The organism is Bacillus cereus group sp. MYBK222-1 (assembly GCF_051916425.1).
GTDB lineage: Bacteria > Bacillota > Bacilli > Bacillales > Bacillaceae_G > Bacillus_A > Bacillus_A paranthracis.
The window spans coordinates 322,776-344,135 of record NZ_JBQAGP010000002.1 but is presented as its reverse complement, the minus strand read 5'-3'; the positions used below and the strand labels follow the sequence as shown (position 1 = coordinate 344,135).

The following is a 21,360-nucleotide window of genomic DNA, read 5'->3' as shown; positions in this document are numbered from 1 at the left end:
CCAATCCTCAGTGAAGATGAACAGTGGCTACGGATTAATAATTTACCTAATGTTGATTCTTGTGGAACTTTACAAAACTTTTACAAACAATTAAAACCGAATTAATAGTTTAGCAGTATTCTTATATCTGTAATCCTGTTATTTCCGGTTACTTCTAGGAGGAAGAACACGTGAAATGGATAAGTGCATCAATTAAAGTTTTCATACTGTCGACATGTTTCTTTTATGTTGGCACGTCTACTGCATTTGCTGTGAATGAAATGGGAGAAGTGAGAGTTGATGGATCCTCAACGGTTTTTCCTATTATAGAAGCAGTAGCGGAGGAATATACAAAGGTGCATCCAAACGTGAAAATTTCCATCAGTGTTTCTGGGACAGGAGGAGGATTTAATCGTTTCAGTAAAGGAGAAGTAGATATAAATAATGCTTCGAGAGTAATGAAACAAGTGGAAGAAAATGAAATGAAGAAAAACTCCATTCAGTTTACACCGTTTGAAGTCGCTTATGACGGCCTTACGATCGTTGTGAACCGTCAAAATACTTGGGTAGATAATATGACGGTAGACGAGTTACGTCTATTATGGAGTGAAGATGAAAGTGAAAAGCGATGGTCACAAATTCATTCATCATGGCCACGTGAACAGGTAAAGTTTTATGCGCCAGGTGTAGACTCTGGTACGTATGATTATTTTCAAAATGTCATCTTACAAAAAAGTCGCATTGTAAAAAAAGTCTCTTTGTCTGAAGATGATCAAGTTATTATGCAAGGGGTAATGAATGATAAAAATGCCATTGGTTTTGTAGGATATGCTTATTATATGGCCAATCGAGATAAGGTGAGAGCAATAAAAGTGAATGGTGTACTTCCGACGAAAGATACCATCCAATCAGGTGAGTATAAGCCGTTATCTAGGTCGCTATTCGCTTATGTGAATCATGCATCTATCCGAAATAAAATGAATGTAGCAAATTATATTGAGTTTATGATTCAGCATGTTGGTAATCTTGCTGAAGAGGTTGGATATGTAAAATTACCAAAAGAAAAATACAATGAACAGCTGCGGATGTTAACAGAAATAAAAAGGTAATGTCAGGGTGGAAAGGGGTTTTCATCTTTGGCTTATAATGACAAAAGTCAAATTACATTTTCTGTACAACATTTGATTGAAAGAAATACAAAACATAGAAAAAAAACGCAGCGAATCAATCGAATCGTTCCATTATTACTAAAAATAATTGCTAGCGTGTCTATTGCGACGACACTTGGAATTATTTTTACGCTTTCTAATGAAACAATAATGTTTTTTAAAAAAATATCATTGCTCTCCTTTTTGACAGAGAAAGAATGGTTACCTTTTTTTGAAAATCCTAAATTCGGTATATTACCACTTATATGTGGAACGGTACTTGTAACAGCAATCGCTATGTGCGTAGCAGTTCCTATCGGTTTAGCGTGTGCCGTATTTTTAAGTGAATATGCTTCAAACAGTGTAAGAAAAGTATTAAAACCGATGTTAGAACTATTAGCAGGTATCCCGACAATTGTATATGGCTTTTTTGCATTAACAGTTGTTACACCGCTTTTACAACGGATTATACCTGATTTACAGTTTTTTAATGCGATTAGTCCAGGTATTGTTATTGGCTTTATGATGATACCTACAATTGCATCTCTGTCTGAAGATGCAATGAGAGCTGTAGCAAAAGGAACGAAAGAAGCTTCGTTGGCACTTGGAGCAACTCGATTTGAGATGGTAAAACAAGTCGTGTTTCCTTCAGCTTTCGCAGGGATTATGGCAGCGATTATATTAGCTGCTTCAAGAGCGATCGGTGAAACGATGATCGTTGTAATTGCAGCAGGGTCCACACCGAACGTATCTCTCGATCCGACACACTCTATTCAAACGTTAACAGCTTATATTGTGCAAGTGAGTTTAGGTGATGCTCCGCATGGAACAATTACTTATTACAGCATGTACGCTGTAGGCGCAACGTTATTCTTGTTTACTTTTATAATGAACATCATTTCGCAGTTTATTATGCGCCGCTTTAGGAGGGTGACATAATATGCGCATGTTGAATCATAAAAAAATACAAGAAAATATGGCATCACGTTTTTTTAAAGATCGAATTTACAAATTGTTATTTTATATGGCAATTTTGTTTTCAATAGTAATCCTGCTTATTTTGCTTTTTCAAATTTTTGAAAAAGGTGTCAGTTACCTTTCGTTAGATTTCTTTACAAACTTCGCTTCGCGTAATCCGAAAGAAGCTGGGATTGCTGCAGCTTTGTCAGGAACAATATTATTTATGAGTATTGTTATACCACTCTCCTTTATATTTGGGGTCGGAACTGCTCTTTATTTAGAGCAATATGCGAAGGAATCTATATTTAAAAAGGTAATAGAAATTAATAATCAAACGTTAGCGGGAGTACCTTCCGTCGTATTTGGATTACTCGGCTTAACCATTTTTGTATACGCTCTTCACTTAGGTGAGAGTATTATTGCAGCGGCACTGACGATGAGCTTACTCGTCTTACCGACAGTTGTTGTAGCGAGTCAAGAAGCGATACGATCTGTACCGAGGTCATTATTAGAAGCTTCTTACGGGTTAGGTGCTACGAAGTGGCAAACGATGTATCAAGTTGTATTGCCATATGCGTTCCCAGGAATTATAACAGGTTGTACGTTAGCGATATCAAGAGCGATTGGAGAAGCGGCACCGTTATTAGTTATCGGGGCACTTGCATTTGCAAATTATGTTCCGTTTAGTATGTTTGATAGATTTACAGTTTTACCAATTCAAATTTTTAATTGGATGAGTAGACCACAGGAAGAATTTCAGTATGTAGCAGCTGCTGGGATGATTGTTTTGTTAGGTTTGTTGCTCTTGATCAATATAGTTGTCCTATGGTTACGAAATCGAAAATAAGTTGGAAATGGATGAAAGGGGAATTCAAATGGTAGCAACAGTAGTAAATGTACAGGTGAAAAACGAGGAGAAAATCGAGACTGCGCCAAAGAAAGTAGTATTTGATACGAAAAACTTAAATTTATGGTATGGAGAAGACCATGCTTTAAAAGATATTAACTTAAGTATTCATGAGAATGAAGTTACAGCAATTATCGGGCCAAGTGGTTGTGGTAAATCAACGTACTTAAAAACATTAAATCGTATGGTAGAGTTAGTACCAATCGTGCGAACTACAGGCGTAATTGAATATAGAGAGCGCAATATATTTGATAAATCATATCCAGTTGAAGAATTACGAACACATGTAGGAATGGTGTTTCAAAAACCAAATCCATTTCCAAAATCTATTTATGAAAATGTAGCATATGGCCCGAAAATTCATGGGATTAGCGACAAGAAAACGTTAGATGAAATTGTTGAAAAAAGTTTACGTGGAGCAGCGATTTGGGATGAGTTAAAAGATCGTTTGCATGATAATGCATACGGTTTATCTGGTGGACAGCAACAGCGTCTATGTATTGCACGTTGTTTAGCGATTGAACCAGACGTTATTTTAATGGATGAGCCAACATCAGCACTAGATCCAATTTCAACATTAAAAGTAGAAGAATTAATTCAAGAGTTAAAGAAAGATTTTAGTATCGTTATCGTAACGCATAACATGCAACAAGCTGCGCGTATTTCAGATAAAACTGCTTTCTTCTTAAGTGGAGAAGTTGTGGAGTATACAGATACAAATAAATTATTTACGACACCTTCAGATAAGCGTACAGAAGATTATATTACAGGCCGATTCGGTTGATGTCGCTAGCAAGGCTAAGAGCAAATACCCTCTTAACAGAGGGTATTTCTTATTTTTACCTTATTTAAGATAGGAGAAGTAATACTTCTCCTATCTTAAGGTTTATTATAAGTAGGCTAGGTAGGAGAGTTATATATAGTGGCACATAATATTAAGGGGGAAGAAACAATGGTACGAGAACAATTTCAATGTGATTTAAAAACGTTACAGCAAAAGGTGATTGAGCTTGGTGAACTAGCGAGAGAAGCTTTATTGCTTGCTATGGAAGGGCTCCATAAAAAGGATGTAGAGAAAGCGTTAGAGGTAATAGATGGTGATTATCGTATGGATAATTTAGAAGAGGAAATAAATGATCTTGCGCTTATGCTCATTACGAAGCAGCAACCTGTAGCGAGTGATTTAAGAAGGATTTTCATTTCAATTAAAACAGCGACAGATTTAGAACGGATTGCAGATCATGCTGTTAATATTGCGAAATCAACCATTCGTCTCGGGGAAAAAGACGTGTCTGTTAGTTTGCACAATCTTGATGAGATGTTTGCGATTGCAAATAAGATGTTACAGTTAGCGCTAGATGCATATGAGCAAGAAAATTTAACTTTTGCGAAGCAAATTGCCGAAATGGATGATTCTGTTGATGAAATATATGGGAAAGCGATTCGTGAATTTATATCTTCAGTTCCAGAACAACCAGAAGCAATTACACAAATTACACAATTATCCTTTGTAGCGAGATATATCGAACGTGTAGCAGACCATATTACAAATATTGCTGAAAATGTTTTTTATTTAGTAAAGGGAAAGCATTACTTATTAAATGAATAAAGAAAAAAGCAGGTGAAACATCACCTGCTTTTTTTAGTCAAAACATGACAAAAAAAGCTCGTTGTTTCCTTTAGTTTATGATGATAAGATGTATCATAATATAATGGAAAAAATAGGGCGTATATGTTATTCGCTTATTAAGTAATATTTTAAAAGTTAATAGTAAGCGCTTTCTTCAGTTGTTGAAAGGTGAATGTATATAAGGGGAACTTTACTGCCTGTCGGCCCGATTGGTCAAGGCTAATAATCAGTAGGGGATGAAGAAAACCTCCACTGATTAAAGTTTCACTTTATTTTATACTGCTAGTTAATGCTGGGTAGATAATATACATATCGTATATGAAGTTACTGAACATTATATAAGTGGAGGCTGAAGTATATGAAGGGGGTTATTTTAGCTGGAGGAAAAGGACGACGCCTTAGACCATTAACATGTAATACTCCAAAGCCGATGTTGCCATTATTAGAAAAGCCAGTTTTAGAATACAACATTGAATTATTGCGTCAGCATGGTATACGTGAGATTGCAATTACTGTTCAGTATATGAGTGCGGCTATTAAGCAATATTTTGGTGACGGTAGCAAATGGGGCGTTAACTTGTACTACTTTGAAGACTCTCCACCGCTTGGAACTGCAGGGAGTATTAAACAAGCGGAAAAATTTTTGGATGAACCGTTTGTTGTCATAAGTGGGGATGCGTTAACTGATTTTCAATTATCAGAAGGAATTACGTTTCATGAACAAAAGAAAAGAATGGTAACTATGTTTGTAAAGGAAGTAGAAAATCCACTCTCATTTGGTTTAGTTGTAATGAACAAAGAACAAGAGGTTACACGATACATAGAAAAACCGAGTTGGAATGAAGTAGTCTCTAATATTGTGAATACAGGTATATATATTATGGAGCCAGAAATTTTTTCTTACATACCGCCCCGAGAATTTTTTGATTTTAGTCAAGATGTGTTTCCGTTATTGGCAAATAAGAACGCATTATTTGCATATTTGTCAGAAGGTTACTGGTTAGATATCGGTACATTTGATCAATATCGACAAGCACAATTTGATTTGTTAACGAAAAAATTGCAAGTACCTATCCCGTATACGGAAGTATTACCGATGGTATGGATGGGAGAAGGGGTAACGATTGGAAAAGGAACGAAAATTCACGGTCCTTCTTTTATTGGTGAAGGAGTAAGAATTGGTGCTGGATCTGTAATTGAGCCATACTCTATTATCGGGAAAAATAGTGTTGTTTCAAGTTATTCTCATCTTCAAAAGAGTATTGTTTTTGCAAATGTGCACATTGGGAAATATTGTGAGTTACTAGAAACGACAATAGGAGAACATACAATGGTGGAAGATGATGTTACATTGTTTCAAAAAAGCATTGTAGCGGACCATTGTCATATAGGAAAAAGTACGGTAATTAAGCAAAAGGGAAAACTATGGCCATATAAGGCGATTGATAGTCATTCGGTAGTAGGATCGGCTGGTGTTCAAGAAAGTGAGAAGAGTGCAGGATGGTTTCAAAAAAGCCGCATTGTAGGAAGAGGTAATGTGGAGATTACGCCTCAATTTATTGTAAAGGTTGCGATGGCGTACGGATCTCTTTTTACAAAAGGGGAAAGTATATTAATCGGGAGTCAAGAACATATAGAAACGACTTCTTATAAAAATCTTTTTCTTCATGCAATTCATGGTATTGGGATTCATACGATGGAATGCAAAGAAATGAACGAATCACTTTTTCAGTACAGCATTCAAGATTTGCAATGTGCGGGCGGGGTTTTCATTCAAGCGGAAAAAGAAAAAGAGATTGTTATAAAGTTGTATGGTAAGGATGGGGCACAGTTAACGTATAAGCAGCAAAAAGCGATAGAACAAGTGTATATGTCTGAGTCGTTTTATTACGTATGTGAGAAGGAAATGGGGCGGAATAAGCTAGTACACGTTTCTTTACATAATTATATAGAGGCTGTATTAGAGCGTATTGATATTGAGAAAATAAAAAAACAGAAGTTCCATCTTCTTATTAATAAGAGAAATGATATGTTACAACATTTGCTTATGCTCTTTTTGCAAAGACTCGGATGCACAGTTACGTGGATTTATGCTGGTGAACAAAAGGATCATGTGAAAGCTTTAATGAAATCAAGTAAAGCAAATATGGCGCTTATGTTTTCAGAGCAAGGAAATTATTTCGAGTTATATGATAATCATAGTAATATTTACCAAGGGACGGATTTTGAAGAGATTGATATTCCAGATTTATTACTGGAATCGGCAGGAAATATTTACCCAATGTCTTTGAAATTAGGAGAATGTTATCTTCTATTTTATACGCAGGATGAAAAAAAATCGTTTCAAGCGAGATGGAAGCGAGATATTTTATATCGAATTGGAAAATTATTCGAGTTAATAGCATTGCAGGGAAAAACCTTTCTCAGCATAGTAGAGCAATCCCCGCCGCTTTATTTACTTTGTGATGAAGTTGTATGTTCGTGGAATGAAAAAGGGAAGGTGATGAGGAAATTATTGGCTGATATCGAAAGGAAGGAAGAAGGCATATTTGAAGGAGTACAGTTCAAATATACCGAAAAGGAGTGGTCTTATATCGTTTCTGACACAAAACAACCGAAATTTTTAGTGTATTCACATGCTAGAAACCCAGTAATAGCAAGGGAAAACATGAAAAATCTTATAGAAAAAATTAGACAATATCAAAAGGTGTAGAATTTTTATTTTAAAAGTGGTATTATAGTATAGTCTGATTTAAGTTATTAGTACTGGAGGGAAATAAGAATGCGTGTGAATATTACTCTAGCATGTACAGAATGCGGAGATCGTAACTATATCTCAAAGAAAAACAAACGTAACAACGCTGAGCGTATCGAGCTTAAAAAGTATTGCAAGCGTGACAAGAAGTCTACGTTACACCGTGAAACAAAGTAAGCAGTAGGAATATTTTCCTACTGTTTCTTTTTTTATTCGATTCCTCTCTTAAAAGTGATACACTATCATCGTAGAGCAAAGTATCACTGTGAGGGGGAAAATGTGTGAGAGAAGAGAAACTACGTTTACGTAAACAAATAATAGAGCACATGAATTCTTTATCAAAAGAACGGTATACAACTTTATCAGAGCAAATTGCATTTTCGTTGTATGCACAAAAAGAGTGGACTGAAGCTAAAACAATTGGAATCACTCTTTCAATGGAAAATGAAGTGAATACATATCCTATTATCGAAAAAGCTTGGGAAGAAGGAAAGAAAGTTGTTGTTCCGAAGTGTAATAAAGAAACAAGAACAATGTCCTTTAGGCAAATTAGTAATTTTGATCAATTGGAAACAGTGTATATGAATTTACGTGAGCCAATTCCAGCGCTTACGGAAGAAGTGAATGCAGATGAAATTGACCTTCAAATTGTACCAGGTGTAGCTTATACAGAGCGAGGAGAACGGATTGGATATGGTGGTGGCTATTATGATCGTTATCTCATGCATTATAAAGGGAAAACGCTATCATTAGCTTATAGTTTTCAAATGGTAGACCATATTCCAATAGAGCCGTTTGATAAAAATGTAGAAAAAATTATTACAGAAAAAGGAACAATGGTTAAAAATGGGCTTGTATAGACAAATAAAAATTGACGAGACTTTTTCTTCTTGATTATAATAAAATATGTGAACGTTTTCTTATTATAATTTTTTATAGTAAGTGAGCATAGAGGGTGATGAAATGTTATCTATATATGATATTCAGCAATTGCTAAAGAAATTTGGTACGATTATTTATACGGGAGATCGAATTGCAGATTTACAATTAATGCAAGATGAATTGCGTGAATTAAATCAATCACAGCTAATCGATTCACAAGACTATCAAACAGCTTTATTTTTATTGAAGCAAGAAATTCAAAAAGAGCTAAATAAGAATTAGATAAAGGTAGGTAAGTAACATGGAAGAGAAATGGTTAGTTGGTGTTGACCTTGGTGGTACAACGATTAAATTAGCATTTATTAATGTATATGGTGAAATTTTACATAAGTGGGAAATCCCTACGAATACAAATGAGCAAGGAAAACATATTACACTTGATGTAGCGAAAGCTATTGATAAAAAGTTAGAGGAGTTAGGCGAATTAAAAAGTAAGTTAATCGGTATTGGTATGGGAGCTCCTGGCCCTGTACACGTGGCGTCTGGAATGATTTATGAAGCGGTTAACTTAGGATGGAAGAACTATCCGTTAAAAGATTTATTAGAAGTAGAAACAGGATTACCTGTTGTGATTGATAATGATGCGAACTTAGCAGCGCTTGGTGAAATGTGGAAAGGTGCTGGTGAAGGAGCAAAAGATTTAATTTGTATGACGCTTGGCACTGGTGTTGGCGGCGGTGTAATTGCCAATGGAGAGATTGTACACGGCGTAAGCGGTGCTGCTGGTGAAATCGGACACATTACAGTCGTTACAGAGAATGCTTTCCCATGTAATTGTGGGAAGTCTGGTTGCCTAGAAACTGTAGCATCTGCAACAGGTATTGTGCGTGTTGCTATGCAAAAAATACAAGAGACTGATAAAGAAAGTATTCTACGTTCTATGTTAGCAGAAGAAGGACGTATCACATCAAAAGACGTATTTGAAGCACATGGACAAGGTGATGAACTAGCAGGCGAAGTAGTAGAAAAGGTAGCTTCTTATTTAGGATTAGCTGTAGCGAACCTTTCTAGCACGTTGAACCCAGAGAAAATCGTTATTGGCGGAGGCGTTTCTAAAGCTGGAGATGCACTTTTAGAACCAATTCAACGCTATTTTGAGCAATATGCTTTCTCACGTGCTGTAAAGAGCACGAAGTTAGCTATTGCAACACTTGGTAATGATGCAGGTGTTATCGGAGGAGCTTGGCTTGTAAAAAAGCACAAATACGAAGCGAAGATGATATAAGTTGTGAAGTATGAAAAGAGGAAGGGGAAACCCTTCCTCTTTTTGTGCGAAATCTTGATGAAGACGAGCATGTAAATGAATTAAGCCGCTGGTGGGTACCCGTTATATAGAACAGTCATGATTGTAAACCATCCGAAAACGAGTACAGTTGCAATTGCAAAGCCGCCCGCGAGAAAATTCTTTTCGCGAAGTGTTCTAAGCGTAGCAAATACAGCTAACAGAGTGACAAGCGTAAAAATAATAACAAGGCCCATACAATATCCTCCTCTGTCTACCCATTCCTTAATATGAGTTTTTGGAATATTTACTCTTTTATATTGTACATGTTTTAAAAATGATTGTCGAGATAGCATCCTTTCTTTTCCTAAGAGAAAAAAATGTTGTATCATTGAAAGTAAGTTTAATAATTGGAGGAGATTTTCATATGAAATGGATACAAATGCCGTTAGGCCCATTACAAACAAATGCTTATATTTTAACGAATGAGCAAAATGAGTGTATTATCTTTGATCCTGGTCACGAAGGAGAGAAGCTCGTTACATATTTACAAGAAGAACAATTAAAGCCACTGGCTGTTTTATTAACACATGCTCACTTTGATCATATTGGTGCTGTTGATGCGGTAAGAGACGCTTTTCATATTCCTGTGTACGTACATAAAGAAGAAGCAGATTGGTTAGGCGATGCAACTGTAAATGGTTCTCAAATCTTTATGATGAATCGCAGCATTACAGCAAAACCAGCAGATCATATTATTGATGCAGAAGGTGCATTAGCAATTGGTTCATTTAACTTTGAAATTTTTGAGACACCAGGACATTCTCCAGGCAGTATTTCTTATTACTGTAAAGAGGCGAATGCTGTATTTTCTGGAGATGTATTATTCCAAATGAGTATTGGAAGAACAGATTTACCTGGTGGAAGTTTTGCAGAGTTGATTGGAAGTATTGAAGAGAAATTATTTGTATTACCTGATGAAACAGCGGTGTTATGTGGACATGGTCCAGAAACAAGCATTGGTTTTGAAAAAGAAAATAATCCATTTTTACAGTAAGGAGCTAGTATGGGGATGGAGCTCATTTTAAAAGAATGGATGGAAAAAGAAAAGGATTATTCAATTTCATACAGTACATATATGAACCTCGCATTATATGCAGAGGAACATGGATATTATATGAAAGAACGTGAAAAAATAGGAAGACAAGGGGATTTTTTTACAAGTAGCAACGTATCCTCTGTGTTTGCAAAAACTTTTGCTAAGTTTTTTATTCGTCTTGTTGAAAATGGTGAAGTTGCTCCACATATTTGTGAGATTGGTGGGGGGACAGGAAGGTTTGCCTATGATGTTTTACAAGAATGGAAGCAATTATCACCGGAAACCTTTATTGATTTAAACTATTCGATAATTGAAATGAGCCCTTTTCATAGAAAATTGCAGCAAAAGACTCTTTGTTCCTTTTCTAATGTGTCATATTATACGTCGCATAGTGAAATGGGAGAATCGTTCGAGGGGATTCTTTTTTCGAATGAGTTATTTGATGCATTTCCTGTTGAAGTAATTGAGAAGAGAAATGGAATATTGTATGAAGTACGTGTTACGTACACAGAGGAAGGGAAACTTGCAGAAGTATGTAGGCCGTTACATAAAAGAATTGGTCGATACTTATTGAAATATAATATTCATCTCGCTGAAGGCCAGCGTTTTGAAGTGCCAATTGCGATGGAAGAATATATAAAAGAAATTGCGAAATGGTTTCAACGAGGTGTATGTATTACAGTTGATTATGGATATACAAAAGAAGAATGGATGCATCCCGCACATCAAGAAGGTAGTTTACGAGGATATTACGAGCATAAATTAATTCGTAATCCTTTAGCGTATCCAGGTGAAATGGATCTTACTACTCATATTCATTGGGACGAACTGAAAGAAATGTTTAGCCTGCAAGGTATGAATATGGTATGGCATAAGAAACAATCTGAGTTTTTGTTAGCAGCAGGAATACTAGAGCTGCTTACGAATCATCAAGATCGGGATCCTTTTTCTGAAATTCAAAAACAAAATCGTGCAGTTCATTCTATGATTTTGAGCGGAGGATTGGGGAGTGCATGTGATGTTGTTATACATACGAAACATATGCAACAGTTACACTTGGATCGGTATTTGAAAATATAAAAAACAAGACACAGCATAGTTCTGTGTCTTGTTTTTTAATACGACTTATGTAGCATCATATATTTCCTCTCATGATATATATTTATATTAAAGATATGAGATGAAATATATAAAATACATCCTTTTTTTCTGTCTATGAGTCCCTAACCCAATAATACGCGAACGAGTTGAATAATTGTCTCGTTTTCTACTTTGTAATAAATTTCCAATCCTTTTCTTTCACTTGAAACGATTTTAGCACTTTTTAACTTTGCTAAATGCTGTGAAATTGTAGATTGTGGCATGTTTAAGCCAGTGTACATTGTAGAAACGTTGCTTGGACCGCGTTCAATTAATCCTTTTACAATACATAAGCGAACAGGATGAGCAAGTACTTTCAATAATTCTGCATTGCTTTCATATAGTTCTATTTCTTTTTGAAAGGTTTCTAACATGTTCTTTTCCACCTCCGTGTGAGCTGTTATACCATACTATACATACCAAAAAATTAAAGAAAAGAAAACAGTTGTTGCAGAAAAACATTCCTAAAGTAAAGAAATTGTAAGAAAAGAGACCCTGATGTAAATAAAGTAGATAATTTAGCACGGTTTTGTAAAATGACATTTTTGGGTGAAAATTTCGATGCGTTTTAAAAATTGAAAGATATAGATATATTTGTAACACAATTTTATCATGATTTTCTTATTCTTTCAAATGAATATACGAAATTTTTAAAATAATATGACAAAGGAATTATAATGTTATATATAGAATATAAAACAGGTTAAAAGAAAAGAAGCCGAATTTAGTCAGCTTCTTTATGGTGAAAATGAAATGTTTGAATATAGCTGATAAATCTTAGAATTACCAAGATGTTAGTTATGTATTCTAGATTTCATCTTTCATCAATTTTAAAAATCTGTGGTTCCATATATTTTCATAAAAATCAATTGTCTCTTTTGCGGACATAAATGGATTATTTAACGTAGAGGTTGCTTTCTGGAACATGAAGTTTTCGTACCCTAGTCCATGGGCAAATTTAATCGTGGTATCCATACAGTACTCTGTTTGGGCACCACAAAATTCAATACGATGTACAGATAATTGATCTAAAATCTCTTTCAAGTTTGTGTTATAAAAAGAATTGGCATGTGTTTTTCTTACAAAAAAATCTTGTTTTTGAACATCTAAATCTGAATGAATAGCCCAAAGTTCTTTTTCAGGTACTAAATCATCATCACAATGTTGAACGAAAAGAATTGGTTTATTTGATTTTCTGTATGAAGAAATTCTTTTATTTACTTTTGTAAGTAAATTTTGTAAGTCAAATAAATGTTCTTCGCTATAACATACTCCATTTTGTAGATCGATAACGATTAAAATATCTGCACAAGTATCCATTATTTTTGCCCCTTTTTTACTTCTTAATATATCAATTAATTCATTACTTGGAAATGGGTGTACTCTTTCTTTTTTTATGAACTATACGAAAAGTAAAAAGTATAATCGAAAACATAAAAAGAAGATATGAAAATTTAATTTCATATCTTCTTTTCGCTCTATGCATTTACAGGCTCTTCTACATAAGAAAGGGCATTTTCAAAATCAGATATTAAATCGTCAACATTTTCAAGACCGACGGATAGCCGAAGTAATGAATTTGAAATCCCTCTTTCATCACGAGCTTCTTGCGATAGTGCTGCATGTGACATTTTAGCTGGGTAGGAAAGGATCGATTCGACAGCCCCTAAACTAACCGCAAAGACAGGTAATTTTACTTTTGATAAAAATTGGCGAAGTGCGTCTTCTGATTGTAAAGTGAAAGATAGGACAGCTCCTGCTGATGTAGCTTGAGATTGTTGAATGTTAAATCCAAGATGTGTTTGTAATCCTGGATAATAGACATTTTGAACTTTAGCGTGCTCTTGTAAATAGTGTGCAATTTTATTGGCATTAGCAGCTGAATGCTCAAGACGTACATGCAATGTTTTTAGACCACGAAGTACGAGAGAACAATCTTGCGGGCCTAGAATAGCGCCGAATGAATTTTGTAAAAAGCCAAGTTTTTGAGCGAGATCGGTATCTTTTACAACTGCTAATCCGGCAGTAACATCACTATGACCGGCAATGAATTTTGTGGCACTATGAAGAACGACATCAGCGCCAAGGTCAAGTGGTTTCTGGAATAGTGGTGTCAAAAATGTATTATCAACAAAAGTAAGGGCGCCAATAGATTTTGCAAGTTTAGAAACAGCACGAATATCTGTCACTTTTAAAAGTGGATTGGAAGGTGTTTCTACATAAAAGAGTTTTGTATTTGGCTTAATGTTTTGCTTTATTTCTTCTAAATTGGTCATATCAACAAATGTATGTGAAACACCGTAACGGGAGAGAACTTCAGTTATCATTCGATAAGTTCCTCCGTATACGTCTTCTGAAATGAGTACGTGATCACCTTGTGAAAGGAGGAGGAATGCAGTAGAAATCGCTGCAATTCCTGATGCGAAGGCAAATCCTTTTGTTCCGCCTTCTAATAAAGCAATGATGTCTTCAAGAGCTTCACGAGTTGGATTGCCTGACCTGCTATAGTCATATTTCCCGAACGTATCTACATCAAATTGGTGAAATGTTGATGTGTTATAGATGGGAACGTTAACAGCTCCTGTTTGCGAGTCATGTTTATATTGGTTGTGCAGTAAGAGTGTATCTATAGAATAACTCATATTCTTACACCTTCTTTTACAAGTTTAATGGCTTGCTTTAAGTCTTGAATTAAATCGTTACTATTTTCAATACCAACGGAAAATCGAAGAAGACGATTACATACACCGTTTGCTGTTCTAATTTCTTCAGGAATATCAGCGTGTGTTTGTGTTGCTGGATATGTCATTAAACTTTCAACACCACCGAGACTTTCGGCAAATGTAATTAAGGATAAAGATTGTAAGAATGGATTAATCCATGTTTCATCTTTCAGACGAAACGAGATCATGCCGCCTCTTCCAGGATAAAATACATCTGTCACCCCATCCTCATCATTTAAATAAGCAACAACTGCTTTTGCATTTTCTTCATGTTGTCTCATGCGAAGCGCTAACGTTTTCATACCACGGATTAATAGCCATGAGTCAAATGGACTTAAGACCGCACCAGAGGCATTATGATAATGAGCGATTTCCTCACAAAGTTCCTTTCCTTTTGCAACGACAAGTCCGCTTAGTACATCGTTATGACCACCTAAATATTTCGTTGCGCTATGAAGTACAATATCGGCACCTTCTGTTAATGGCTGCTGTATATAAGGTGTGTAGAATGTGTTGTCTACAATAAGAAGTAGTCCGTGTCTTTTCGCTACAGTTGCAACAGCGGCAATATCGGTAACTTGCATTAATGGATTAGTTGGAGTTTCTATGAAAATAGCCTTCGTTTTCGTTGTGATGGCTTGCTCAATTTGTTTAATAGATTGTGTATTTACGTATCTACATCGAACGTTCCACTTTTTTTCGTGCTCAGAAAATAATCGATAAGTGCCACCGTATAAATCTTCAGAAACAATAAGTTCGTCTCCAGAGCGGAATAGGGAAAGGACAAGAAGAACGGCTGCCATCCCTGAACTACAGGCATAACCTTGTTCACCGCATTCTAAGTCTGCGATTGCCTGTTCTAATAGGCCGCGCGTTGGATTTCCAGTTCGTGAATAATCAAATCCAGTAGATTTACCAATTCCTTCGTGACGATAAGCAGTTGAAAAATAAACAGGTGGATTAACAGTTCCTGTTGTAGTTTCACTCCGGTTTCCGATTTGCGCTAATTTTGTTTCGATAGTTGACATGTGAAAATTCCTCCTTTTTAAATTGAACCATTAGTTGAATATAAAATAAAAAAGCCTTCTAAGAAGAAGGCTTTCGGTTTGAATAGAGTCTTCTTCTCATCTGTCAAATCTTTCACAATTTGCTGGAATTAGCACCTTATTAACAAATGTTAATGGTTGCTGAGGCGTCATAGGGCCAGTCCCTCTACCTCTCTAGATAAGAATGTTCGTATGAAATTTTATTATGTTTTTAACTTTACAACAAAAGATAATTGAATTGCAACTTTATTTTAAATAATTTTTATTTTTCCGCAAGTGTCATTGACTTTTGTATTTGTGCGTGCTAAATTTATAAAAAAATTAACAAACATTGTTAAAAGGGGAACGCATTTCCTTTTAGCTACATAAATAAAATAATAAAGACAAACTCTTATTGAGAGCGGTGGAGGGAAAGGCCCTGTGAAACCCGGCAACCTTCAAACGAAATGTTTGAAACGGTGCTAATACCTGCAAAACGAATGTTTTGCATAATAAGAGGAGGATCGATTATGTCCCCCTCTTCAAAGTGAAGAGGGGGTTTTTATATTGATAGAAATGAGGGAGATTTGTGAAATTACTAGATTTATTATCAAAAGGAATTGTAATAGGTGATGGTGCGGTTGGGACGTTATTACATTCACATGGTTTGCAAAGTAGTTTTGAAGAATTGAATATATCTGATCCAGATTTAATTGTATCGATTCATAAGCAATATGTAGCGGCTGGGGCAGATGTGATTCAAACAAATACGTACGGAGCAAATGAAGCGAAATTACGTATGTATGGATTAGAAAATCAAGTTACTGAAATTAATAGAGCGGCAGTAAAACTGGCGAAAGCATCTGTTACAGACAGAAATGCAATTTTAGGCACAATTGGTGGTATGAAACATATCGGGGCGGTTACGACAACTGATATGGAGCGAGAATTTATGTTACTGGAACAGGCAAGTGCATTATTAGAAGAACAGGTTGATGGACTGCTATTAGAGACTTTTTATGATGAGTTTGAATTACTTCATGCTGTCCAGGTGTTACGAAAAGAAACAAATATTCCAATTGTAGCGCAATTGGCGTTACATGAGGCGGGTACGACTCAAAATGGAAATGATGTAAATGAAATATTAAAACAACTTTTAGATTACGGTGCAAATGTTGTTGGATTGAACTGCCAACTAGGGCCACTTCATATGACGGAAGCTTTTAAAATGATATCGATTCCGAAAAATGGTTACTTGTCAGCATATCCAAATGCAGGTCTCCCAAATTATGTAGAGGGACGATACGTATATGAGGGAAGTCCAGCTTATTTTGAAGCGATGACACCGAAATTTATTGAGCAAGGTATTCGGTTATTGGGCGGTTGTTGTGGCACGACTCCAGAACATATTGAAAGTATGAAACGTGCTACTCTAAATGTTACGCCTGTAATACAAAAGGATACGGTTCAAAGACCGAAAGTAGTTCATACACATGAGAAACGTTCAAAAGCTCATGTCACTTTAGCAGAGAAAGCAAAAAAACAAACGACCGTAGTAGTGGAATTAGATCCACCAAAAACGTTAGATACGCAGCGGTTTTTTGAAGGCGCAAGAGTATTGAAAAGAGCTGGAGCAGATGCTATTACTCTAGCAGATAATTCATTAGCATCGCCCCGTATCTCGAATATGGCAATGGGAGCATTATTAACGAAGCATGATATTCCGGTATTGACGCACTTAACATGTAGAGACCATAATGTCATCGGACTACAATCTCATTTACTAGGATTATCAGCGTTAGGCATGGAAGAAGTGTTAGCTTTAACTGGAGATCCAGCGCGCGTTGGTGATTTTCCAGGTGCCACTTCTGTATATGATTTGTCCTCTATCGAGCTCATTAAAATGATTAAAGAAATGAACGATGGGCGTTCCGTTTTAGGGAAATCCATTGGACCGGCAACAAGGTTTTCTGTGGGTGGTGCATTTAACCCGCATGTAAGACATTTAAAAGCAGCGGTTAAGCGAATGGAACGGAAAATAGATGCTGGAGCAGAATATTTCTTAACGCAGCCAATCTATGATATCGCGTTAATTGAAGAAGTGTATGAAGCGACAAAGCATTTAGAACAACCTATTTTTATTGGGATTATGCCATTAATAAGTAAACGGAATGCAGATTTTCTTCATTTTGAGGTGCCAGGTATTACTTTACCTGAAGCAGTAAGAGAGAGAATGGATGGACATGAAACGAAAGAGGCAGCAATTGAGGAAGGGATTCGTATTTCTCAAGAATTAATCGATGCGGCGATGAAATACTTTAACGGCATTTATCTTATTACACCATTTTTAAAATATGAAATTACAGAACATCTTGTTAAATATGTGAGAGAAAAGCAAGAAGTGAAAGAAGGTATTAATTGATGAAATGTATAGAAGAAAAATTACAAAATAACATCTTACTATTAGATGGTGCAATGGGAACGATGATCCAGCAAGAGGATTTAACTGCGGAAGATTTCGGAGGAGAGGAGTACGAAGGGTGTAATGAGTATTTAGTAGAAACAAGACCAGATGTTATTTTAAAGATTCATAAAGCCTATATTGAAGCTGGAGCGGATATTATTGAAACAAATACATTTGGGGCAACCAATATTGTACTAAGTGATTATGAGTTATCTCATTTAGACGAGGAGCTAAATGAGAAGGCAGCGCGTTTAGCGAAGCAAGCAGTCGAAGAAAGCGGGAAGGAAGTATATGTTGCGGGAGCAATGGGACCGACAACGAAAGCGATTAGTGTTACTGGTGGTGTAACGTTTGAAGAATTAATTGAAGCTTATACACGGCAGGCAAGAGGATTGTTGAAAGGAGAAGTGGATGTATTACTCGTTGAGACGAGTCAAGATATGCGTAACGTGAAGGCTGCTTATATTGGAATTCAAGCGGCTTTTGATGAACTAAATACAGTTGTACCTATCATGATTTCGGGAACGATTGAACCGATGGGAACGACTCTAGCTGGGCAAACAATTGAGGCTTTTTACTTATCGGTAGAACATATGAAGCCATTATCTGTTGGATTAAACTGTGCGACTGGTCCGGAGTTTATGAGAGACCATATTCGTTCTCTATCTGATTTATCGGAGTGTTACATTTCTTGTTATCCAAATGCAGGTCTTCCTGATGAAGATGGACATTATCATGAATCTCCATCCTCGCTTGCCGAGAAAGTGAAGCGATTTGCAGAAGAAGGATGGGTTAATATTATCGGTGGTTGTTGTGGTACAACACCAGAACATATAAAAGCAATGAAATCCGCATTAACGTCTCTTAAACCTCGTGAACAGCAAGAGAGAGCGGGACATGGGGTTAGTGGATTAGAGGCACTGCAATATGATGACTCTATGAGACCGTTATTTGTTGGTGAAAGAACAAATGTTATTGGATCACGTAAATTTAAAAGATTAGTAGCAGAAGGGAAATTTGAAGAGGCTGCTGAAATCGCTAGAGCGCAAGTGAAGAAAAATGCTCATATTATTGATATTTGTATGGCAGACCCGGATCGCGATGAAATAGAAGATATGGAAAACTTCTTGGCAGAGGTTACGAAAGTGTTAAAAGTACCGATTATGATTGACTCAACAGATGAACATGTGATGGAGCGAGCTCTTACTTATATTCAAGGGAAAGCTGTTATTAATTCAATTAATTTAGAAGATGGAGAAGAGCGATTTAAAAAAGTGACACCGCTTCTTCGTAAATATGGTGCTGCAATTGTAGTTGGAACAATCGATGAAGATGGAATGGCAGTAAGTGCGGAAAGAAAACTAGAAATTGCGAAAAGAAGTTATGAGTTATTGACGACGAAATATGGTATACGCCCATCAGATATTATTTTTGATGCACTTGTATTTCCTGTAGGGACAGGTGATGAAGAGTATATTGGCTCGGCGGCTGCGACGATAGAAGGGATTCGCCTTATTAAAGAAGCATTACCAGAGTGTTTAACGATTTTAGGTGTAAGTAACATATCATTTGGTTTACCACCAGCTGGTCGCGAAGTGTTAAATTCCGTCTTTTTATATCATGCAACGAAAGCAGGGTTAGATTACGCGATTGTAAATACGGAAAAATTAGAGCGCTATGCGTCAATTCCTGATGAAGAAAAACGCCTTGCAGATGCATTGCTTTTTGAAACGACGCAAGAGACGTTGGAGAAATTTACAAACTTCTATCGCGTGGCAAAAAAGAAAGATGTTGTTGTCCAAGAAACATTAACACTTGATGAAAGGCTCGCAAATTACATTGTAGAAGGTACGAAACAAGGTTTACACGAAGATTTAAGTCTCGCACTTACAGAAGGAAGAAAACCTTTGGATATTATTAATGGCCCACTTATGACAGGAATGGATGAGGTAGGAAGATTATTTAATAATAATGAGCTTATCGTTGCTGAAGTATTGCAAAGTGCTGAAAGTATGAAAGCTGCTGTAAGTTATTTAGAGCCACATATGGAATCTAGCGATAGTGCGAAAAAAGGGAAAGTATTATTAGCAACTGTAAAAGGTGATGTGCATGATATTGGGAAAAATCTCGTTGAAATTATTTTAGCAAATAACGGATATGAGATTATTAATTTAGGAATTAATGTTCGCTCGGATCGAATTGTGCAAGAAGTACAAGAAAAGAAGCCTGATATTATAGGTCTTTCTGGTTTATTAGTAAAATCGGCTCAACAAATGGTAACGACTGCTGAAGATTTAAAAGCGGCGGATATTGATATTCCAATTGTTGTAGGCGGGGCAGCGTTAACGAGAAAGTTTACAGATAATCGCATTTCGCCATCTTATAAAGGGCTCGTATGTTATGCGAGTGATGCGATGACGGGGCTGGATATTATTAATAAGCTTCAAAAAGAAGAAGAGCGTGAGAAGATGAAGCAGGATAAAAAAGAACGTCATCTTCATATCGTAACAAAAGAAGAGAAGAAAGTAGAAATTCCAGCAGTAATTGAGCCATTACCGAAGGCTGAGGTTATCGTACCGGATTCAACAAAACGAATTGTATTAAGAGATGTTCCTGTTTCACATCTCGCGCCATTTCTAAATAGACAAATGCTGCTTGGACATCACCTTGGCCTAAAGGGAAGTGTGAAGAAACTTTTGCGAGAGGGAGATAAAAGAGCGCATGAATTAAATGATTTAATAGATGAATTATTGCAGGAAGGACAATCTTGGTTAAAACCGAAAGCAGTGTATCAATTTTTCCCAGCGCAAAGCGACGGACAGAATATTGTAATATATGATCCAGAAGATCATACGCGTGTTATAGAGCGTTTCACATTCCCAAGACAAGGAAAAGCACCATATCGTACTTTAGGTGACTATTTACGCCCAGTTGGAGATGAGATGGACTATGTTGCTTTCCTATCTGTTACGGTTGGAGAAGGTGTTCGTGACATTGCTGAAGAGTGGAAGGCGAAAGGTGATTATTTACGCAGTCATGCTATTCAATCGTTAGCGCTTGAACTAGCAGAAGGACTTGCTGAAAAAACACATATGCTCATTCGCGATCGCTGGGGGATTCCAGATTCGCCAGAATTGACGATGGAAGAACGCTTCCGTACGAAATATAGAGGGATACGAGTGTCCTTCGGTTATCCAGCATGTCCAGAACTCGCAGATCAAGAAAAGTTATTTCGCTTAATTCATCCAGAGGAAATAGGTATTTCATTAACGGAAGGATTTATGATGGAGCCAGAAGCGTCTGTAACGGCTATGGTATTTTCTCACCCCGAGGCAAGATATTTTAGTGTATTATAGTCTAGAAGGG

19 protein-coding genes and 2 riboswitches are annotated in these 21,360 nt (G+C 36.3%); of the genes, 14 read left to right on the top strand and 5 right to left on the bottom strand.

The genetic code is table 11. The annotated features are described in order from the left end of the window. Window positions 1-170 precede the first annotated feature (170 nt). The 10 genes from phoX to glcK all read left to right on the top strand — a co-directional run bounded on the left by phoX (window position 171) and on the right by glcK (window position 9,546). Complete coding sequence (gene phoX / locus ACTFR9_RS13790; RefSeq protein WP_000871259.1) at window positions 171-1,088, top strand: phosphate ABC transporter substrate-binding protein PhoX; 918 nt, start codon at window positions 171-173, stop codon at window positions 1,086-1,088. Window positions 1,089-1,115: 27 nt separating this feature from the next. Then, complete coding sequence (pstC, locus tag ACTFR9_RS13785; RefSeq protein WP_000323875.1) at window positions 1,116-2,066, top strand: phosphate ABC transporter permease subunit PstC; 951 nt, start codon at window positions 1,116-1,118, stop codon at window positions 2,064-2,066. A 1-nt stretch (window position 2,067) separates the two neighbouring features. After that, the gene (gene pstA, locus ACTFR9_RS13780; RefSeq protein WP_001242539.1) at window positions 2,068-2,934 is read left to right on the top strand and encodes a phosphate ABC transporter permease PstA; all 867 of its coding nucleotides are present in this window, start codon (window positions 2,068-2,070) and stop codon (window positions 2,932-2,934) included. Between the two features lie 28 nt (window positions 2,935-2,962). Further along, window positions 2,963-3,778 carry a phosphate ABC transporter ATP-binding protein gene (pstB, locus tag ACTFR9_RS13775; RefSeq protein ID WP_000226683.1) on the top strand — a complete coding sequence of 272 codons (816 nt, stop codon included), beginning with the start codon at window positions 2,963-2,965 and terminating at the stop codon, window positions 3,776-3,778. A gap of 168 nt (window positions 3,779-3,946) precedes the next feature. Continuing rightward, window positions 3,947-4,603, top strand: a complete 657-nt coding sequence (gene phoU, locus ACTFR9_RS13770) for a phosphate signaling complex protein PhoU (protein WP_000251231.1) — start codon at window positions 3,947-3,949, stop codon at window positions 4,601-4,603. Window positions 4,604-4,982: 379 nt separating this feature from the next. Continuing rightward, window positions 4,983-7,337, top strand: coding sequence for a sugar phosphate nucleotidyltransferase (locus tag ACTFR9_RS13765; RefSeq protein WP_229136239.1), 2,355 nt, complete (start codon window positions 4,983-4,985; stop codon window positions 7,335-7,337). A gap of 69 nt (window positions 7,338-7,406) precedes the next feature. After that, window positions 7,407-7,556, top strand: coding sequence for a 50S ribosomal protein L33 (gene rpmG, locus ACTFR9_RS13760; protein ID WP_001265616.1), 150 nt, complete (start codon window positions 7,407-7,409; stop codon window positions 7,554-7,556). A 104-nt stretch (window positions 7,557-7,660) separates the two neighbouring features. After that, window positions 7,661-8,239 carry a 5-formyltetrahydrofolate cyclo-ligase gene (locus ACTFR9_RS13755; protein ID WP_001206419.1) on the top strand — a complete coding sequence of 193 codons (579 nt, stop codon included), beginning with the start codon at window positions 7,661-7,663 and terminating at the stop codon, window positions 8,237-8,239. 103 nt (window positions 8,240-8,342) lie between these two features. Further along, a complete protein-coding gene (locus ACTFR9_RS13750) occupies window positions 8,343-8,543 on the top strand; it encodes a YqgQ family protein (protein ID WP_000949156.1) in 201 nt (66 codons plus the stop codon). Between the two features lie 19 nt (window positions 8,544-8,562). After that, the gene (glcK, locus tag ACTFR9_RS13745; RefSeq protein WP_000391706.1) at window positions 8,563-9,546 is read left to right on the top strand and encodes a glucokinase; all 984 of its coding nucleotides are present in this window, start codon (window positions 8,563-8,565) and stop codon (window positions 9,544-9,546) included. 80 nt (window positions 9,547-9,626) lie between these two features. Here glcK and ACTFR9_RS13740 read toward each other — a convergent pair whose 3' ends face one another. Beyond that, window positions 9,627-9,800 (bottom strand): DUF2759 domain-containing protein, encoded by a 174-nt coding sequence (locus ACTFR9_RS13740; RefSeq protein ID WP_000524853.1) that lies wholly within the window; start codon window positions 9,798-9,800, stop codon window positions 9,627-9,629. A 170-nt stretch (window positions 9,801-9,970) separates the two neighbouring features. Here ACTFR9_RS13740 and ACTFR9_RS13735 point away from each other — a divergent pair, with 170 nt between their 5' ends. After that, complete coding sequence (locus tag ACTFR9_RS13735) at window positions 9,971-10,600, top strand: MBL fold metallo-hydrolase (RefSeq protein ID WP_000871248.1); 630 nt, start codon at window positions 9,971-9,973, stop codon at window positions 10,598-10,600. 9 nt (window positions 10,601-10,609) lie between these two features. Then, window positions 10,610-11,722: a class I SAM-dependent methyltransferase gene (locus ACTFR9_RS13730; RefSeq protein ID WP_000525121.1), complete on the top strand. Its 1,113-nt coding sequence runs from the start codon at window positions 10,610-10,612 to the stop codon at window positions 11,720-11,722. Between the two features lie 143 nt (window positions 11,723-11,865). Here ACTFR9_RS13730 and ACTFR9_RS13725 read toward each other — a convergent pair whose 3' ends face one another. From ACTFR9_RS13725 to metI, 4 genes are all read right to left on the bottom strand, one after another. Next, window positions 11,866-12,156 (bottom strand): ArsR/SmtB family transcription factor, encoded by a 291-nt coding sequence (locus ACTFR9_RS13725; RefSeq protein WP_000894375.1) that lies wholly within the window; start codon window positions 12,154-12,156, stop codon window positions 11,866-11,868. A 433-nt stretch (window positions 12,157-12,589) separates the two neighbouring features. Then, window positions 12,590-13,102: a cysteine hydrolase family protein gene (locus ACTFR9_RS13720; RefSeq protein ID WP_000379161.1), complete on the bottom strand. Its 513-nt coding sequence runs from the start codon at window positions 13,100-13,102 to the stop codon at window positions 12,590-12,592. A 158-nt stretch (window positions 13,103-13,260) separates the two neighbouring features. Continuing rightward, window positions 13,261-14,424: a cystathionine beta-lyase gene (metC, locus tag ACTFR9_RS13715; protein ID WP_000122291.1), complete on the bottom strand. Its 1,164-nt coding sequence runs from the start codon at window positions 14,422-14,424 to the stop codon at window positions 13,261-13,263. After that, window positions 14,421-15,533 carry a cystathionine gamma-synthase/O-acetylhomoserine thiolyase gene (metI, locus tag ACTFR9_RS13710; RefSeq protein WP_000103875.1) on the bottom strand — a complete coding sequence of 371 codons (1,113 nt, stop codon included), beginning with the start codon at window positions 15,531-15,533 and terminating at the stop codon, window positions 14,421-14,423. Before metI ends, metC begins: the two co-directional genes overlap by 4 nt. A gap of 93 nt (window positions 15,534-15,626) precedes the next feature. Beyond that, a riboswitch (SAM riboswitch) is annotated at window positions 15,627-15,736 on the bottom strand. 203 nt (window positions 15,737-15,939) lie between these two features. After that, window positions 15,940-16,049: riboswitch (SAM riboswitch) on the top strand. A gap of 70 nt (window positions 16,050-16,119) precedes the next feature. Between metI and ACTFR9_RS13705 the strand changes: the two genes are divergently transcribed. Both ACTFR9_RS13705 and metH read left to right on the top strand, forming a co-directional pair. Further along, entirely contained in the window at window positions 16,120-17,952 is a 1,833-nt protein-coding gene (locus ACTFR9_RS13705) for a bifunctional homocysteine S-methyltransferase/methylenetetrahydrofolate reductase (protein ID WP_000770345.1), read from the top strand. Beyond that, window positions 17,952-21,350, top strand: coding sequence for a methionine synthase (gene metH, locus ACTFR9_RS13700; protein ID WP_000649710.1), 3,399 nt, complete (start codon window positions 17,952-17,954; stop codon window positions 21,348-21,350). Before ACTFR9_RS13705 ends, metH begins: the two co-directional genes overlap by 1 nt. The last annotated feature ends 10 nt before the right edge of the window (window positions 21,351-21,360 follow it).